The sequence below is a fragment of the Miniphocaeibacter sp. genome (assembly GCF_049276255.1).
In the GTDB taxonomy this organism is placed as follows: Bacteria; Bacillota; Clostridia; order Tissierellales; family Peptoniphilaceae; genus Miniphocaeibacter.
In genome coordinates this window covers 1-17,620 of sequence record NZ_JBASWB010000053.1, presented here as the reverse complement: position 1 = coordinate 17,620, position 17,620 = coordinate 1, and the positions used below count along the sequence as shown (strand labels likewise).

Here is a 17,620-nt window from a genome sequence, read left to right as displayed (position 1 = left end):
CGGATTTAAAGGTTTTTTTAAACAATTCTCTCTAAGTTTTTATCTTCTTTTAAAGACTCTTTTTTCTCTGCTCTTCTTAAATGGACATATCCTAAAGTGACTATTATAAAAGCACCAATAAAATCAACGATTATGTCCTTCATTGTGTCCCCTAAAGCAGCATGTCCTGTTAAAATGACACCTTCGGCAGTAATAAACTTTTGCATATTAGTACCTAGTATACTATCTGCTAAGTATTCGTAAATTTCCCATACAGTACCACAGGTCATTGCAAAACAAAATGCAAATAAAGAAACAAAAAATGGACTTAAATGGGTACCTTTAATGGCTTTTTTATTAAAGAAATCAACTAGTATAAATCCTAAAGCACCAAGCATCATTGCACTAAAGGCATGTAAAATTGTATCCCAGTAGGGTATTTTATAGTAAAAGTTTTTTACCTCACCTAAATAAATAGCACAAAATAGAAAAATAAAATAAATTATTTCCATTGTGTCAGGTATATCAATACCGAATTTTCTTTCAACCTGGGAAGGTAGAAAAATTACTATCATACCTACTATACATTGTAAAATCATTAAAACATAGTCACTTTTTACAAGTTCATATTCTTTATTGGAAACACCAGATGGTGCATTTATTAAATTATAAATGGAAAAAACAACAGAAACTGCCAATAAGGTAAAGACTATTTTAAAAATGAGGGTTTTACGTTTATCAATTCTTTCTTCTTTATTGGTTTTGTTTTCATCAAATTTTTTTTTGCTCATTAAATCTCCTTACATAGTAACCTTAGTAAAATTAATATTGAATAATTGCCATAACTATTATTATACCCTATTTTAAAAAATAGGCTAAAAATCTATTTTCCAATTCTTATTACATCTAAATAATCTTCACCAAGTATATAATGATTGAAAAAATTGGAGTTTTTTCCTACTTCATTATTAACATAGTCATAACCGTGTTTTTCTGATAGGGTTTTTTTCTTTGAAAACAAATTAACTCCTAAGCCTAATTGGTCTCCTTCAATTTCAGCTCCAATACTTGCTAAAATAGTAGGATACATATCGAAGGAAGTTATAGTTCTATTTTTATTATTACTAGTGTTAACAGCAGGGTTTATAAAAACATTGTATACTGTTCTGTCATAGCCGGGAGTCATATTACTTTCATAAAAATCCGTTTGCATTCCTAAATGATCACCTAGAACTACTATTGTTGTATCTTCGTAGAAATCCTGTTCTTTTACCCAGTTAATATAATCATTAATTTGTGTAGATGAGTAGGAATGAACATTTTCATATTGACTATTAAAATTATTTGGAGCATTTTCCTCTAAATAGCCATTTTCAAAATGGGTGTTTGCAGTTTCAATTATTAAATTAAAGGGTTTATTTTCTTCTGATAGTTTTAGGGTTTCTTCCTTTGACCATTTAAAAAGGTCGGAATCATCAAAGCCCCACCAAACCTTGTCCTCGGCTTTCATATAACCATTTTCTACGGCATAGTTATAGTCGAAAATATCATAGCCACCATGACTTAGAAAATAATTATCCTTTCCACCAAATTCTGCAGCAGAGCCCATGCAAATTTTTAAATTATAGCCGTTTTCTTTTAAAATATCCCCAAGGGAGCAGGCTCCGGACATAAAATTATTTGAAAAATACGCATTTGCCATGTTTATCTTCATATTAATACCGGAGGTTATTGCAACTAAGCCAGAAACTGTCCAAGTAGAGCCATTAGTATGGTAAAAGCCACCAATTTTATCATTATTGGAAAAGTTCAAATTATTCAAAGCTAATTCTTCCATTTCAGGCATAATAGAATAGTCCCAGCCTCCGCCTAATTCCTTATTAATTAATGAATTTTCAAAGCTTTCAGCAAATATTATTATTAGATTTCGTTTCTTTTCAGGAAACTTAATATTAACCTCTCTACCATCAACATAGTTTTCTTCTATAAAACTTGAAGATTGTAGATTGTTTTTTATAAAGACATCGACTCTTAAGCTAACTATAAAAACAACTAGAGTTAATAAAAATAATATAGTAGTAAAAATTATTTCCTTATTTTTAAATAATTTATTTTTTAAAAACAATAATCCAAAAATCAATATAATAAAGGGAATTATAGATTTAATAATTGCAGTAATAAAAACATCTGTAGAAGCTTGTCCGGCATCATTAACAAGATAATAAATAATTTCTTCAATTGTCTGTTCCTTAAAATTCAATTTAATATAAAGACAAGCTATTATAATAATTGAAAATATTAGAATTAAAATATTTATAATAAAGTTTTTAATATTTTTCTTAATAATAATCACACACCTATAAAAAATTACCTAATGATTATTACCAAATTCAATAATAATCAAAGGCAAATATATAACATAGTTTATATTATAAAGAGAAAATTGTTAAGGTTTATATTGTTTTTTAAGATATTTTTTAAATAAAAAACAAAAAATATGTTTTAGGACCTATAAAAACAGGTAGATATAATATAGGAACTAATATATAAGAGGTGATGACATGAAATATAAAATAGTTCAAGATTTTCCTAATGATGTTTTGTATGAAAGAGGAGATGTTTGTATATCCATATATATGCCATCTCATAGATACAAAATGGATATACAAAAAGACAGAATAATGTTTAAGAACCAAATTCAAAAGGCAGAAAGAAGTTTATTACAAAAGTTTTCTAAAAAAGAAGTAGAGGAAATTTTATCACCCCTTTATGACCTGGAACAAGATATGGTTTTTTGGAATAGGACAAGAGATGCTGTAGCTATATTTTTAAATAGGGAGCATTGTATAATCTACAATCTATTTAGAGATATTAAAGAATTAACTGTAGTATCTAATAGTTTTCACATTAAGCCACTAATAAGGGTTTATCAATCTGTTGATAAATATTATGTACTTGGCATTAATAGACATAATTTCAAATTATTTTATGGTGATAGATATGGTTTAACAGAAATAGAATCACCAAAAAATATGCCTGATGAAATTACAGAAGAGTATCGTTTAACTACTATTGATATGAGTAAAGATGGAAAAGCCATGTATTCAACCGGTAGTAATAGAGATGAGGTAAAAAAAGAAACAGAAAAATACCTTAGAAATGTTGATAGATATATTTGGGAAAATTACATAAAGCCAACAGGAGCACCTTTGGTTTTAGTAGCACTGCCTCAATATCAAGGTGAGTTTAGAAAATTAACAAACAATAAATTACTTGTTGATAAGGGAATAGACAAGGACTTTGAGGCAATGGACCTAGATGCAATTAAGGAAGAAGCTTGGAAGATAATAGAAAAAATATATTTAGACAGAACAGAAAAACTGGTTAACATGTTTAACAATGGCAAGTCTAAAGGAAATGCCAGTGCCAACCTAAACGATGTTGTTAAAAAGGCTGTTGAAGGTAGGATAGATACTATTTTAATAGAATCTGACAAGATTTTACCTGGAATTGTTGATATGGAAACAAAAGAAATTAAGGAAATGCCTTTAGAAGATGTTGAAACCGATGATGTTTTAGATGACATTGCAGAATTGGTTTTAAAGGCTAAAGGTGAAGTGGTTATTTTACCTAAAGAAAAAATGCCTGATGATACAGGTGTAGCAGCAATTTATAGGTACTAAAAATATATTTTTAAAATTAAATTTTCAAGGGTGGAAAGTAAAGTTTCCATCCTTTTTTATTGGGAAAGAAAAAACGGAGTTAGAAAATAGTTATTGCTTAAGAGTAAAATACAATTAATTATTGGATTGAAATAAGAAAAAATTAGGAGTATAATAAAACACTATGTATTTAGACTTTGTTTGAATACTAGAATATGGGATAGATATAAAAAGTATTTATATATATTTTTTTGGAGGTAGTTTTATGGAATTGTTAGCAGTTTTATTTATACCATTCTTAGGTACATCTTTAGGAGCTGGTTGTGTTTATTTTATGAAGGATAAAATGAACGAAAATCTTCAAAAGGCTTTACTTGGATTTGCCGGTGGAGTAATGGTAGCAGCGTCAGTTTGGTCCCTTTTAATACCAGCAATGGATATGTCAGAAGGAATGGGGAAATTATCTTTTATTCCGGCAGTAACAGGTTTACTTTTAGGAGTTTTATTCTTGTTATTATTAGACAACATTATACCTCATCTTCATGTTAATGATGATGAACCAGAAGGACCAGAGACAACATTAAAGAAAAGTGCAATGTTAATGCTTGCAGTAACATTACACAATATACCGGAAGGTATGGCAGTTGGAGTTTTATTTGCAGGTTACACTGCAGGAAATACAGCTATTACATTTTCAGCAGCCTTAACACTTGCAATTGGAATAGCTATACAAAATTTCCCGGAAGGTGCAATTATTTCAATGCCCTTAAGAAATGAAGGATTTTCTAAAAACAAATCATTTGTTTACGGGGTATTAAGTGGAGTAGTTGAACCTATTGGTGCAGCTTTAACAATATTAGCAGCATCATTAGTAGAGCCAGTTTTACCTTATTTACTGTCCTTTGCAGCAGGTGCAATGATATATGTTGTAGTAGAGGAGTTAATTCCAGAAGCATCAAGAGGGGAGCACAGTAATATAGGAGTTATAGGTTTTTCCGTAGGATTTGCTATAATGATGGTTCTTGATGTAGCCTTAGGATAATCTAATATTATTTTGTAAAAAATTTAGATTATTAGGTAAAAAGAAAATAGAATAAATAAAAAATATAGACATATTAATTTATGTCTATATTTTTATGAAAATTTATAAAAATTATTATGCCTCTATAGATGAAACTTCAGTTTGTTTACTTAAGCTATTTATATAATCAATAGTATAGGAGGATATAGTAACGGTAATTAATGAAAAGAAAATTTTTCCTAATGGTATATAGGATAGGCTAAGTAGTAAAACGGAAATATCTGTAAAGAGATAGGCAGAGGATATTTTAAAATTAAACTTTTTACTAATAACTAAAGCTAAAGCGTCGTCTCCGCCACTGCTACCTCCGGAGCTTACAATAAGTCCTGCACCAACACCTACGAATAAACCACCTAAAATTGCGGCAACTAACATATGATTTTCCAAGTTAGGGAAAATTGGTGGAAATAATTCCCAGAACTTATAAAATCCTGAAAATAGCATAGTAGAAAAAAGAGATACTACTAAAAATCTTTTGCCAAGGTATTTTAAACCTAACAAGTAACAGGTTATATCTAAAACAGGTGTTATATATGCAACAGAAATTCCAAACCAATGATGTACCAATAAATTTAAGCCAATAACGCCTCCTTCTGTAACAGAAGATTGTTCATGAATATTATATATGCCAAAGGATAAAATAATAGCTCCTAAAAATATTTTTATTACTAAACTAATTGGAAATACTTTTTTTAGTTCATTTTTCCAATCTTTTAAAATCATTAAAAATCACCTCGAATCTTATGATAAACTATAGTATAGTACTAGGGTCAAGGGGGGGCTATGGAAAAATATTTTAAAATTAAGGAAATTTCAACATTATTTAATATTGGAATAGATTCTTTAAGATATTATGAAAAAATCGGCTTAATAAAACCTAAACGTGGCGAAAATAATTATAGATTATATAGTGCTAAAGATATTTACAAATTAAACATAATAGCAGATTTAAGAAAACTGCATTTTTCATTGTCGGAAATAAAAGAATATCTAGAGGATTTGTCCATATCAAATACATACAATCTACTTAACAAGCAGAATAAAATAGTAGAAGAGGAAATAGAAGAACTAGAACAACAAAGAAAATTATTACAAATTCAAATAGAAAATTTAAACCTATATAGAAAAATGCCCATAGGGGAATTTGAAATTAAGGACTTGGAAAGTAGAAAAATAATTCAATTAGAAACAGATGTTTCCCTAGATGAAGAAGTGGATTTTTCAATAAGATTTCTTCAAAAACAACATGGTTTTAAACTACATCAGTTTGAAAATTATGAAATTGGTGCCAGTATGCTTAAAGAAGATATAAAGGACGGTATAGTAGGAAAATATAAGACGGTTTTTATGTTACAGGAAAATAACAATGGAAATACTGGAGAATTTTTACCAAAGGGACCTTACCTTTGTTATAGATATAAGGGAAGTTATAAAAAACTTAAAAATAACTTAGAGAAAATTTTTGAATTTGCAAAAAATAAAAATCTTAAATTAGATAATAGGATTTATGAACTTTACTATATAGACACAAGGTATACGGAAATAGAAGAAGAGTATTTAACGGAAATTCAAGTTTTAATAAAAGAATAGGATAAAGGACATTTTTATGGATAATATTGAATATGTAGAAAGACTAAAGGAATTAAAAAATAAAATTAATAGGGCAGATGCTATATTAATTGGAGCAGGCTCCGGTTTATCCACTGCTGCCGGTTTAAAGTATAGTGGAGAAAGATTTACCAATAATTTTTCTGATTTTATTAAAAAGTATAAATTAACAGATATGTATTCAGCTGGGTTTTATCCCTTTAAAAGTTTAGAAGAATACTGGGCCTATTGGAGTAGGCACATTCTTTTAAATAGGTATGATGCAGAAGTTGGAAAGCCATACAGGGATTTATTAAAATTAGTGGAAAATAAAAACTATTTTGTAATAACTACAAATGTAGATCATATGTTTCAAAAATCCGGTTTTAACAAGGACAGATTGTTTTGTACCCAAGGTGATTATGGTCTTTGGCAATGTTCAATACCTTGTAAAATGGAAACCTTTAACAATGAAGAAAGGGTTAGACTTATGGTAAAAGAACAAAAAAATATGAAAATTCCAAAAGAATTAATACCCTATTGCCCTTACTGTAATGCGCCCTTAACTATGAATTTAAGAGTAGACGATAAATTTGTAGAAGATGGAAAATGGCAGGAAGCTTCTAAAAGATACTTGAAATTTAGAGAAGATAATATTAATTCAAAAATAGTATACTTGGAAATAGGAGTAGGATACAATACTCCTGGAATAATAAAATATCCCTTTAGAATAATGACTGCTAAAAACCCTAACTCTGTTTATGCAACTCTAAATATGGATAATTATTTTACTCCTAAAGAAATAAAAAATAGAACAATTTCTATAGAAGAGGACATTGGAAAGGTTCTAGAGGATTTAAACAATATATAAGCCTTAGTTTTCATTTAAACTAAGGCTTTCTTTATTTTCATATAGTTGATTATAGGAAATAGTACGGGAAATTCCCTTTCCTGTATTAGGGTTAGTTACACTTTGAGATAAATCTAAAGTAAAGAGAAGGATTAAAATCAAACAAGTGATTCTTTTTATTTTAATAGGAATATATTGCAAAAATTCATCAATTAAAGGTGCAATAAAGTAAATTATTAAAAAACCTCCAATGGCAAAAAATAACAAACCTTCAAAACAAACACGGCCATTAATATTAAAAAATACATTTTTATAATTCCACCAAGTAGTATTAAATAGTTTTTCCAGTGCCCAAGAGGTGAAATACTCTAAAACTCCACAAATAACCATAGCAGAAGGGAAAAGCACCAATGGTTTTTCTACAAAAGGCTTAAGTAAAATCAACATTAACAAAGTTCCAGTACCATAAATCGGTAACCATGGTCCAAGCATAGTTCCCCTATTAACAAAAACTCCCTGTTTTAAAAGATGTAAAACAATTTCCCAAATCCATCCAACAAAGGCAATGGAGAAAAATATTAAAATATAGGAAGTAAGGCTATACTTTCTGTCATAATCTAATTGTAGCCAATCCTTTTTATGTTTTTCCGGTATTGTATATAATTCAACAGGATAAACTTCTGCAGTTTTATCTATTGGATTAGTTAGGTATTTATCGTTAAAATAAACACTTAAGGGTAATTTGTTTTTAATTGCTTCCTCTCTAAGAACAAAGTAAAGCTCTGAATAACTAGCTCCAATTAACGGGTTTAAATAAAGATATCTTATAATTCCAAAAGTTAAAAGAGAAAGAATATGCCAAATCAAAAAGGATAAATCCAACTTAAAGGCCTTCCATTTATTTCCAAGCATCATTTCATGAGATAGTTTCCAAGCATCTTTTCTTGAAATTTCAGGATTTTCTGCAACAATAAAAGGAATCATCTTGTAATCGTAATATTTAATAAATCCACCAATAATTGTAAAAAACCATAGGAAATTAAAAATATACTTACAAAACATAATATAGGCAGTGTGTCTTATTCTCCCAATACGATAAATGAAAAGAATACGGTCTATTTTAGTATTACTATAACTCTTGTTTTCAATAAAAAATCTGCTTTGCCCTACTATTAAAATATTCTGGATAAAAAGCCAAAAGCAAATTATTAAAATAGTAGAAATAATCATAATTGTACTTTGTAAAAAACGGTTGTTGAAAATCAACTGATTAATAGTGTTTAAGAGCCCTATAACAAAGGATCTCGAGGCACCTGAATTATTAATAATAGTAGCAAAAAAACCTTCAGTAGCATTTCTTAAATTAAACTTATCTTCAACTCTATTAATAACTTCCTCTTGTTCAGAATATAGATTTGTAATACCAAAACCATCTAATATCTTCACGACACTATCTACAACAGCAGGAGGTTTAATTTTATCTGAATCTCGTAATAAGTCCGTATTTAAATGAGAAGTAGTATAACCACCAGCAACAATAGCGATAACCAAACATACAATAATATATTGAATATAGTTTCTTTTTATGGTTTTCTTTGCCCTTAACTTTAATTCTTTTCTATTCCAGTTCATATGTTCTCCTATAAAAAGTTGTTAGAGTTTTCTAAATTATAGTTATTATATCATAGATGGAAATATTGAAATGTAAGATTTAGCTTTTAATAGATTTAGAATTTAGGAGGTTGTAAGAAAGAAAAAATAGTTAAATTAAAGGCTTATTAGGTAGGTGTTCAATTTTTTTCGGGATTTTTAGTAAAAGAAATGTAATTTTCTAAAGTTATTGTATTTTATATACTCAAAATAGAAAGGGGAAACAAATGAAAAATAGGCAACGGTATATTTTACTTGAAATTTTAAATGGCAAAACTATTAATTTAGTAGAAATATCGGGAAAACTAAAAATTTCAGATAGAACAATTAGAAATGATATTGTTGATTTAAATAATTTTTTTGAAAGAAAAGATTATCATAATTTAATTGTCTTAAAAAATAGTGAAATATTTCTAAATAAAAAATACTTAAACGATAATAGAATTTTATATATTTTTGATAATAGATCTATATCAAAATATGATCCTGATAGTAGAAAACTAGATATATTATATGAATTATTAATTGAAGAAAATACTGTTAGTTATAATAAATTGTCCGAAAAGTATTATGTATCAAAAAGTTCTATTTTTAATGATTTATCAGAAATTAAAAAAATTTTAATAAAAGCTAAATTGAAACTACTTTCAGACAACAGAGGTACTTTTATTGTTGGAAATGAAATGGATAAGCAACAATTAATAAGAGAAATCATAATAGAACAATTAACTGATAGAGATAAATTTAAATTTTCTACATCAAATAATAGATTTTTAGATTGGATTAATATTAGTTGGATTAATGAAATAAGGTATGGCTTAAAGAATATTCTTAAAAAGAAAAACTTAATAGTTTCAAATTTTTACATAGGTATTGTAGCAATATCATTATATACATTAATTAAACGAAGTGAACAAGGGGAAAAAATAAAAAACTTAAAAAATAAGACTTTAATATCTAATAAAGTTGAAGGTATGGAAATATATCCCTTTACCTATGAAATACTTTTCAGATTAAAAGATAAATTAAATCATGATTTTACAACAGATGAAATTTATTTTATAAATAATATTTTTATGGGATTAGGAATAAATGGACTAAACAGCCTAGAGTTTTTTAATGAAGATTTTGAAAAAAATATAAAAAACTTAGTTATTAGTGTTGAAAGAAGTTTGGGAATAATTTTAAGTAATGACCTAAAATTAATTAATGATTTAAAAAATCATCTTCACCAAATGCTATATAGACTTCAGTCAAATATTAGAGTTGATAATCCATTACTTGATGAATTAAAGGAAAAGTATTCTATCATTTATGCAATTGTATGGTTATCATTAAATGATTTTATATCAGGCTATAATGTTGAAATTTCAGAAGATGAAATATCATTTATAATGCTCCATTTTCAAGCAGCCATTGAGCGTAAAAAAGAGTCTATAAAAGTTTTGTTTATTTGTCCAAATGGAGTAGGTACTAGTTCATTAATAAGTTCTCAAATAAAAAGGATTCTTCCATCTATTAATATTTACGAAATTATTTCCCTTGAAGAAGTGGAAGATTATCATTTAAATTCAATAGATTTTATAGTAAGTACAGTAAATATAAAATTTGAAAATATACCAACTATAATCGTATCTCCAGTAATTTCAAAAGAAGAATTAAAAAAAATAACAAATTGCTATATAGACATTATTTATGACTCTAAATCTGAAACAAATGAGAATAAATTATATTTATCTAATTTACCAATTAAAGTTTTCGAAAATCAATTTGATAATAAAGAAAAAGCAATTTCATATTTGTGTAATAAAGCCAAGGATAATCTGTTAGTAAATAATGAATATACCGGCACTGTATTAAATAGAGAAAAACTAGGAACTACTTATTTAAAAAATAAAATTGCGTTACCTCATGGTGATCCTAAAAAAATTATAAATAGCTTTATTTATATTTTAAAAATGGAAAATTATATAAATTGGGACAGTGAACAAGTAGATATGCTTATTCTTTTAGGAATATCAGATAAAGATATAGATAAAACTGAAAAAATTTTAGAGTTTATTATAGATAATATTGACGATAAAAAAGTACTAGTAAGTAAGTTGGAGGAAATAAATGGATAACAAATTATATGAAATCTTTAATGAAAAAAATGTAATCATAGAAAATAGAAATATGACATGGCAAGAAGCTGTAAAAATAGCAAGTGAACCATTGTTAAAGGAAGGGAAAATTACCGATGTTTATGTAGAAAACATGATAAAAAATGTTGAAGTTAATGGACCCTATATGGTTTTAACAGATTATTTTGCATTAATGCACGCAAAAGCGGGGGAGGGCGTTAATGAAGTTTCTATGAGTTTGTTAGTAAATAATAAAAACATAGACTTAGAGGGAAAACCGGTACGTATATTTATGGTTTTAGCATCTGTTGATAAATCAAGTCATTTAGAATATTTACAAAAAATATCTGAAATATTATTAGATGAAGATAATTTCAATACTATTCTTAATGGAAAAAAAGAGAAAATACTACAAATATTTAAAAATAATTAAAGGGGGGATTAGATGAAAATTTTAGCAGTTTGCGGATTTGGAGTTGGAAGTTCAATGGTATTAAAAATGGCATTGGATAAAGTGGCAAAAGATTTAGGTGTGGAAGTTGAAGTTGAAAATACTGATTTATCTACAGCAAAAGCAACAGAAGCAGATGCATACTTTACAAGTGCAGAATTGGTTTCTGAATTAGAAAACTCAGTAAAAAATCCTGTTTATCCTATACATAAATTTATGGATAAAAAAGAGGTAAAAGAACAATTCGAAAAATATTTAGCTACATTAAAGGAGGAGTAGTATGCAATTTATTACAAATAACATTTTAAGAAATCCGCCAGTATTATTAGGTTTAATTGCAATGATAGGTTTAATAATTCAAAGAAAATCATTTGCAGAGATAATAAAGGGAACTTTGATGGCGGCATTTGGGATGGTTGTTTTAAACGAAGGAGTTGGAATGCTTTCAGGTGTAATAGCACCAATTAATACAGCATTTCAAACTACATTAGGAATAACAACAGCCGAGGGCTTAAATGATGTAACATTTACTAAATCATTTGGTGGAACTGTAGGAATGGCAATGTTCATAGGGTTAATAATCCATTTACTAATTGCAAGATTTACTCCTGTTAAAACAGTTTTCCTAACAGGTCATATGATATGGTGGTTTCCATTTATATTCGTTGCAGCAGGAGTTGAAGGAGGACTAACTGGAGGAATACTAATAGCATTTGGTGCAATTTGCTCTGCTCTTTATTGGTCTTTTATGCCATGGATAATGAGAAAATATGTTTGGGATGCAACAGAAGATGACTCGTTTTTAATAGGACACCCTACAGGGATGCTAAGCTTGGTTTCAGGCTTTGTTGCAAAAAGAGTTGGGAATAAGAAAAAATCTACAGAGGATTTAAAAGTACCTGAAAAACTATCTTTTTTTAGAGAAATTTCAGTAACAGGAGCTTTAGTAATTTTTATAATGTATTTAGTAGTTGGATTTATAATTCCTGCATTAATAGAAGATGGAGCCAGTACTGTAATGACATCAATAAACAGTGGACTTACATTTGGGGCAGGACTATTGGTTATGCTTTATGGTGTAAGGCTTTTAATCAATCAAATAGTGCCGGCATTTCAAGGAATATCTGAAAAACTTATTCCAAATGCTAAACCTGCATTTGATTGTCCAATACTCTTTAATTATAAGCCAAATGCGGTAATAATTGGCTTTTTAGTAGCAATGATTACTTCAACAATACTAATTGTAATTGCAAATACATTTAATGTTTTTGGAATTATGTTGGTACCTTTAGTAATTACATCATTTTTTGAATGTGGAGCTGCTGCAGTTATTGGCGAAGGTCAAGGAGGCTTAAGAGGTTCAATTATAGGAACTATTGTAGCATCTGTAGTAATGGTTGCTTTAGTTGGATTTTCAGCAGTTATATATAGTAATACAATTCAAAGCTGGATTTTAATATTTGGCGGTAATGATTTTTCATTATTCGGAATAATAGCTAAATTTATTGCTAGTATATTTGGGTAAGGAGTAAATATGTATCAATATTTCGATAAAATAATAGAAAAGTTAAAGATTGTAGAAAAAGAAGAAAAGCAAAAAATAGAAGAAACTATCGACTTACTAGTAGAAACAATAGAAAAAAAACAATCCATATATATATTTGGAGCAAGTCATGCTGGAATATTAACACAGGAAATGTATTATAGAGCTGGTGGATTGATGGTTATAAATCCTATTTTTGGACGAGAAATAATGTTAGATACAGAACCTATAACATTAACTAGTCAAATGGAACGTTTAGAAGGTTATGGTGAAAATTTAGGAAAAACAGTTGATTTTAAAGAAAATGATATATTAATACTTCATTCAGTATCTGGAAGAAACTCTGTAATATTAGACTTAGGACTGTATGCAAAGAAAAAAGGGGTAAAAATTATTGCTTTAACAAATTTGGAATATTCTAAATCTGTAGAATCCCGCCACAGTTCAAAGAAAAAATTATATGAATTAGCAGATATAACCATAGATAATCATGGTGATATAGGTGATGCGATGTGCGAAATTGAAGGCTTAGAACAAAAGGTTGGTCCATCATCAACGGTAGTAGGTGCTACAATTCTCAATACAATAGTATCGGAAGTATGTAAAAAACTTATAGAAAATGGAAAAGTACATCCGCCTATATTCTATAGTGCAAACTTAGATGGTGGTGATGAATTAAATAAGAAACTTAAAGATGAATTTAAGGAATTGATACATTATAAGTATTAAAAAATAAGAAATCCAAAAAATCTCCTAGAGTTAGAATTTTCATAACTCTAGGAGATTTTAATTTATATGATAGACTATCAAATAAATTTTTTTAGTCTATAGGATATAATAATGTATAAGAAAAAGAATATAATAGAAAAATTTTTATTAAGCACAGTAAAGTATAAAGCCTATTATAAAACCGAAACATTTGAAGAAGTAGAAAGAAAAGTCCAATATGAAAATAGTAGTGAAAATTTTAGTACTAATGAATAAATAACAAGTTGTTAGAAAATAAGGAGAGTGTAATGAATAACATTGTAATACTCTATGCATCAATTCACCACAAGAACACGGAAAAACTATTAAAAGAAATTGTTAAAGATAAACCGGTAGACCTAATTGATTTATTACATGAAAAAAACATAGACCTGTCTAAATATAAAGTAGTTGGCTTTGCTTCTGGAATATATTATTCAAAACTACATAAATCAATATATAATTACATAGAAGAAAATGAAGATATTCCTAAAAAATCCTTTCTAGTTTACACAAGTGGAGGAGGAGGAAAAAAACCGGGAGATAAATTTATAGGCTATCTTAAAGAAAAGGACTTTGAAGTATTAGGAGCCTATAAGTGTAAAGGTTACGATACCTTTGGTCCATTTAAATACATAGGAGGAATAGCAAAAGGCCATCCAAATGAAAAGGATATGGAAAAAGGTAAAGCTTTTATAGAGGAAATTATAAGTATGGTTTAAAAGATAGGAGAAATTGTCTTTTTTATAGCAAAGCAATATAGGAAATATCAATAATTTAGATAAATATTTTTGATATAATAAAAGATAAAAGAAAAGAAGAAAATGATATTGAGTATCAAGATGATGAGTTATTGTTATTTCTAAAAAGAAGAAGTAAAAAAAGTAATATACAAATAGAAGCGAAGTGTAAAAGAACAAAGGAAGGATTCGTTGTTTTATCTGGTAGTAAAATTGAAATAATAGATTCCGAATCTATACCAGAAAGAATAAAAGAAGAACGTAAAAAAGCAAAAATAGAAAAATATATTCTTCTAGAAAACAAACTATTTAATAGTCCTTCCTATGCAGCTGCTTTTGTTATTGGAGGATATGCTAATGGATTAGTTGAATGGAAAACCATAGATGGCAAAACTTTAAAAGAGTTTGAAAGAAACGAATGATAGGTTATTTTTAATGCATAATAGGCTATAAGGAGTAAAAGTATGCTTATCATTGAAAAAAGTTATAGTGAAACTAAGTATTATAATCTAGAGTGAAGTTAACACCTATATCAAAAAAAGGGGCTGTTATAAAACTATATAGTTAGTTTTGTAACAGCCCCTTTTGAAATTATTGTAAATATTTTCAATTTTAAAAAATATTATAATTTAACTCATCATAATGCTCAATATAATGGTCTGAAAGAGCTATTATTTTGTCTTTGTCAGAATTAGCTGACTCATCTGCAATAGCAACTATTCCACCATTAATTTTCTTAACGGTTTCTATACAATATAGTGCATCTTCAAAAACAATAGAATTCTCTATTGAAGAATTAAGATTTTTTGCTGCTGTATGCCAGTATTCCGGTTGAAATTTCATTAAATTAACATTGTCACAAGTTTGAATAAATTCAAAATATTTTTCTAAACCCTGTTTATTAATAGCATCTATAGCAACTCGTTCAGGAGTAGCTGTAGCAACGGCCATTTTAATATTCTTATTCATTAATTCATCTAGGGCGTTTTTTACACCAGGTTTTAAAGAAAATGTATTTAAATAATTGTATCTCATAATTTCCATAATATTGTTAAAAGAATCTGTAGGAGTTCCTTGTATATTAAAATCTTTATGAACCTTATCTAAAATTTCTTTCATAGGTTTACTGTTTAATGATTTTCTATAATCAGGATCTAGTTTTAAGCCAATATCAGTTAAATAATCATCTAAAACCGTTGACCATTTTTTCATTGAGTCTATAATTGTTCCGTCCATATCAAAAATTGCTACTTTTCTCATAAATCCCTCCTACTATAATATTATATACTATTTATATTTTATTTGCATTTAATAGGGATTATATATCGTTATTAGTAGAATATTCAATAATAATTTTAATAATAATTGACAATATGGCACCAATTAGAAAAACTATCCATCCTGGATGCCAAAGTCCCTTATAAAAGCCAAGGTATAGGTATATTATTACTATTATAATCCACATTATATTTTCAAATAAGTCTAAGGATTTTTTTCTTCTGTAATATTTTTTGTTTTTAGAATCAACAGGTGGTCCATATTCTTCAACATCATAATATTGTGTTAGTCCTTTAGATTTAAAATAGTCAATAAAATAATTTTTCTTTATGCCGGCAAAAGCAAGAAGACCTGTACCAATAGCTATAAAAGAAAAGAAAATAAAAGGTAAATAGGATTTAGGCAACATAAAGGATAAGCCTCCTGTTACTCCAACTGCCAATATGTAAAAAATAATACCAGTTGAAATGAAAATAGGGAAAGTAGTAGAAAATTTCTTATATTCTTCTACTGTTTCTAAATCCTCCTGAGATAAGGATATATTTTCATTGCTATTTTTTAATTCTAATTCAGATAATAACTCATCAAAGGAGCCGAATTTTGTAATAATGATTCCAACAGCTTCTTCTGAAGATTTACCATTTAAAATTAAATCCTCATATTCGTCTTCCATATGAGTTAAAATATCATTTTTTATTCTTATAGATTTTTCATTTTCCTTATATGAAGAAAAAATATTTTCAATATAAGTTTTTAGTACTTCCATTATACTTCCTCCAAATAATTAATAAACAATTCCATTACTTCCTTTATTTCTTTCCATTCCTCGATTTTGAAAGCCAAATATTTTTTTCCTTCATTTGTTAAGGTGTAATAGGTTCTTTTTCTTCCAAAGGTTTTGTCTGATTCATACCCTGCGATATAGCCGTTTTTTTCCAATCGAGAAAAGGCGGAATATAAAGTTGTCTCCTTTAAAGAGTAATTATTTTTAGCTATATGGGCAATGTTTTTTGATATTTCATAACCATAAGAATCATTTTTTTTGAGAAGGGAAAGAATTAATAAATCATTAAAACCACGCATAACATCACTTGATATCATTTCTACCTCCAAACTACTATGTCTGTCGTAGTAATTCTAATATAGCATTTTTACTACGACAGGTCAAGTAAAATTAAAATGATTTGCAATAGTTTGTATTACTCGATATAATATAATAAAAATATTGTACTAGTGATAATAATACAAAGGAGGATTTATATGATTCCATTAATTTTATCTTTGCTAATAATATTTATAGTTCCCATGATTTTAATTATTGTTTTAAATCGTAAAAAGAAAGTAAAATTTAAAAATTTTATTGTAGGAATTTTTGCCTTTCTAATATCTCAAACATTTACAAGGCTACCTATTTTAAATTTTTTACAGACGAAAACAACTATTTTTAAATTAGGTTTGTTTTCAAACCTAATACCTTACCTTGTATTTTTTTCTTTTACAGCAGGAATTTTTGAGGAAACTGCAAGGTTTATTGCATATAAAACAATATTGAAAAAAGAAGAAAATATTTATTCGCCTATTTCATTTGGTTTAGGGCATGGGGGAATTGAAGCTATGCTTTATACCTTGCTACCGATTTTAACTTACATGTATAATTTTTCGTCTTTAAATACCCCGTTGGTGTATTTAGGAATTTTTGAAAGAATATCGGCTATTATATTTCATATTTCAGCTACAATTTTAATTTTTTATGGAATTAGAAAAAACAAAAAAATCTGGTGGTTAATCTCCATAGTAATTCATGGAATGTATAATCTTATTTTCACTTATTTGGCAAATGTTCTAAACAAAATTGTACTTTCAGAAATAGTGATTTTTATTTTATCAATAATACTATTACTATTTGGAATATATTTATTAGGGAAATTA

At 27.6% G+C, this 17,620-nt stretch carries 20 protein-coding genes; 13 read left to right on the top strand and 7 right to left on the bottom strand.

Annotation, left to right across the window (positions count from 1 at the left end; genetic code table 11):
- Window positions 1-17 precede the first annotated feature (17 nt).
- Complete coding sequence (locus WAO56_RS05555) at window positions 18-770, bottom strand: hypothetical protein (protein WP_422143608.1); 753 nt, start codon at window positions 768-770, stop codon at window positions 18-20.
- Between the two features lie 92 nt (window positions 771-862).
- Entirely contained in the window at window positions 863-2,332 is a 1,470-nt protein-coding gene (locus WAO56_RS05550; RefSeq protein WP_422143607.1) for an LTA synthase family protein, read from the bottom strand.
- Window positions 2,333-2,540: 208 nt separating this feature from the next.
- Here WAO56_RS05550 and WAO56_RS05545 point away from each other — a divergent pair, with 208 nt between their 5' ends.
- Together WAO56_RS05545 and WAO56_RS05540 are read left to right on the top strand one after the other, a co-directional pair.
- Window positions 2,541-3,662 carry a hypothetical protein gene (locus tag WAO56_RS05545; protein ID WP_422143606.1) on the top strand — a complete coding sequence of 374 codons (1,122 nt, stop codon included), beginning with the start codon at window positions 2,541-2,543 and terminating at the stop codon, window positions 3,660-3,662.
- 244 nt (window positions 3,663-3,906) lie between these two features.
- Entirely contained in the window at window positions 3,907-4,683 is a 777-nt protein-coding gene (locus WAO56_RS05540) for a ZIP family metal transporter (RefSeq protein ID WP_422143605.1), read from the top strand.
- A gap of 114 nt (window positions 4,684-4,797) precedes the next feature.
- Here WAO56_RS05540 and WAO56_RS05535 read toward each other — a convergent pair whose 3' ends face one another.
- Window positions 4,798-5,445 (bottom strand): YitT family protein, encoded by a 648-nt coding sequence (locus WAO56_RS05535; RefSeq protein WP_422143604.1) that lies wholly within the window; start codon window positions 5,443-5,445, stop codon window positions 4,798-4,800.
- A 60-nt stretch (window positions 5,446-5,505) separates the two neighbouring features.
- Here WAO56_RS05535 and WAO56_RS05530 point away from each other — a divergent pair, with 60 nt between their 5' ends.
- Both WAO56_RS05530 and WAO56_RS05525 read left to right on the top strand, forming a co-directional pair.
- Entirely contained in the window at window positions 5,506-6,312 is an 807-nt protein-coding gene (locus WAO56_RS05530; RefSeq protein ID WP_422143603.1) for a MerR family transcriptional regulator, read from the top strand.
- A 16-nt stretch (window positions 6,313-6,328) separates the two neighbouring features.
- Complete coding sequence (locus WAO56_RS05525; protein ID WP_422143602.1) at window positions 6,329-7,180, top strand: SIR2 family NAD-dependent protein deacylase; 852 nt, start codon at window positions 6,329-6,331, stop codon at window positions 7,178-7,180.
- Between the two features lie 3 nt (window positions 7,181-7,183).
- On the opposite strand, the gene WAO56_RS05520 is transcribed toward WAO56_RS05525, so the two are convergent.
- Window positions 7,184-8,791, bottom strand: a complete 1,608-nt coding sequence (locus WAO56_RS05520) for a DUF975 family protein (protein WP_422143601.1) — start codon at window positions 8,789-8,791, stop codon at window positions 7,184-7,186.
- Between the two features lie 245 nt (window positions 8,792-9,036).
- On the opposite strand from WAO56_RS05520, the gene WAO56_RS05515 reads away from it, so the two are divergent.
- The 8 genes from WAO56_RS05515 (at window position 9,037) to WAO56_RS05480 (ending at window position 14,835) form a co-directional block, all read left to right on the top strand.
- Entirely contained in the window at window positions 9,037-10,932 is a 1,896-nt protein-coding gene (locus tag WAO56_RS05515; RefSeq protein WP_422143600.1) for a BglG family transcription antiterminator, read from the top strand.
- Window positions 10,925-11,365, top strand: a complete 441-nt coding sequence (locus WAO56_RS05510) for a PTS sugar transporter subunit IIA (RefSeq protein WP_422143599.1) — start codon at window positions 10,925-10,927, stop codon at window positions 11,363-11,365. Before WAO56_RS05515 ends, WAO56_RS05510 begins: the two co-directional genes overlap by 8 nt.
- A 12-nt stretch (window positions 11,366-11,377) precedes the next feature.
- Window positions 11,378-11,662 (top strand): PTS sugar transporter subunit IIB, encoded by a 285-nt coding sequence (locus WAO56_RS05505; RefSeq protein WP_422143598.1) that lies wholly within the window; start codon window positions 11,378-11,380, stop codon window positions 11,660-11,662.
- A gap of 1 nt (window position 11,663) precedes the next feature.
- The gene (locus tag WAO56_RS05500) at window positions 11,664-12,908 is read left to right on the top strand and encodes a PTS ascorbate transporter subunit IIC (RefSeq protein ID WP_422143597.1); all 1,245 of its coding nucleotides are present in this window, start codon (window positions 11,664-11,666) and stop codon (window positions 12,906-12,908) included.
- Between the two features lie 9 nt (window positions 12,909-12,917).
- Window positions 12,918-13,655, top strand: coding sequence for a sugar isomerase domain-containing protein (locus WAO56_RS05495; RefSeq protein ID WP_422143596.1), 738 nt, complete (start codon window positions 12,918-12,920; stop codon window positions 13,653-13,655).
- Between the two features lie 111 nt (window positions 13,656-13,766).
- Window positions 13,767-13,910: a hypothetical protein gene (locus WAO56_RS05490; RefSeq protein ID WP_422143595.1), complete on the top strand. Its 144-nt coding sequence runs from the start codon at window positions 13,767-13,769 to the stop codon at window positions 13,908-13,910.
- Window positions 13,911-13,942: 32 nt separating this feature from the next.
- Window positions 13,943-14,395 carry a flavodoxin domain-containing protein gene (locus tag WAO56_RS05485; protein ID WP_422143594.1) on the top strand — a complete coding sequence of 151 codons (453 nt, stop codon included), beginning with the start codon at window positions 13,943-13,945 and terminating at the stop codon, window positions 14,393-14,395.
- Between the two features lie 131 nt (window positions 14,396-14,526).
- Complete coding sequence (locus tag WAO56_RS05480; RefSeq protein WP_422143593.1) at window positions 14,527-14,835, top strand: DUF4357 domain-containing protein; 309 nt, start codon at window positions 14,527-14,529, stop codon at window positions 14,833-14,835.
- Window positions 14,836-15,025: 190 nt separating this feature from the next.
- Here WAO56_RS05480 and WAO56_RS05475 read toward each other — a convergent pair whose 3' ends face one another.
- The 3 genes from WAO56_RS05475 to WAO56_RS05465 are packed head-to-tail and all read right to left on the bottom strand — an operon-like array spanning window position 15,026 to window position 16,792.
- Window positions 15,026-15,673 (bottom strand): HAD family hydrolase, encoded by a 648-nt coding sequence (locus tag WAO56_RS05475; RefSeq protein WP_422143592.1) that lies wholly within the window; start codon window positions 15,671-15,673, stop codon window positions 15,026-15,028.
- A gap of 58 nt (window positions 15,674-15,731) precedes the next feature.
- Window positions 15,732-16,457 (bottom strand): permease prefix domain 1-containing protein, encoded by a 726-nt coding sequence (locus WAO56_RS05470; RefSeq protein ID WP_422143591.1) that lies wholly within the window; start codon window positions 16,455-16,457, stop codon window positions 15,732-15,734.
- On the bottom strand, window positions 16,457-16,792 hold the full coding sequence (locus tag WAO56_RS05465) for a PadR family transcriptional regulator (protein WP_422143590.1): 336 nt from the start codon (window positions 16,790-16,792) through the stop codon (window positions 16,457-16,459). The genes WAO56_RS05470 and WAO56_RS05465 overlap by 1 nt, the downstream gene beginning before the upstream one ends.
- Window positions 16,793-16,951: 159 nt before the next feature.
- Here WAO56_RS05465 and WAO56_RS05460 point away from each other — a divergent pair.
- Window positions 16,952-17,620: YhfC family glutamic-type intramembrane protease (locus tag WAO56_RS05460; protein ID WP_422143589.1), on the top strand; the 669-nt coding region annotated here is incomplete at its 3' end.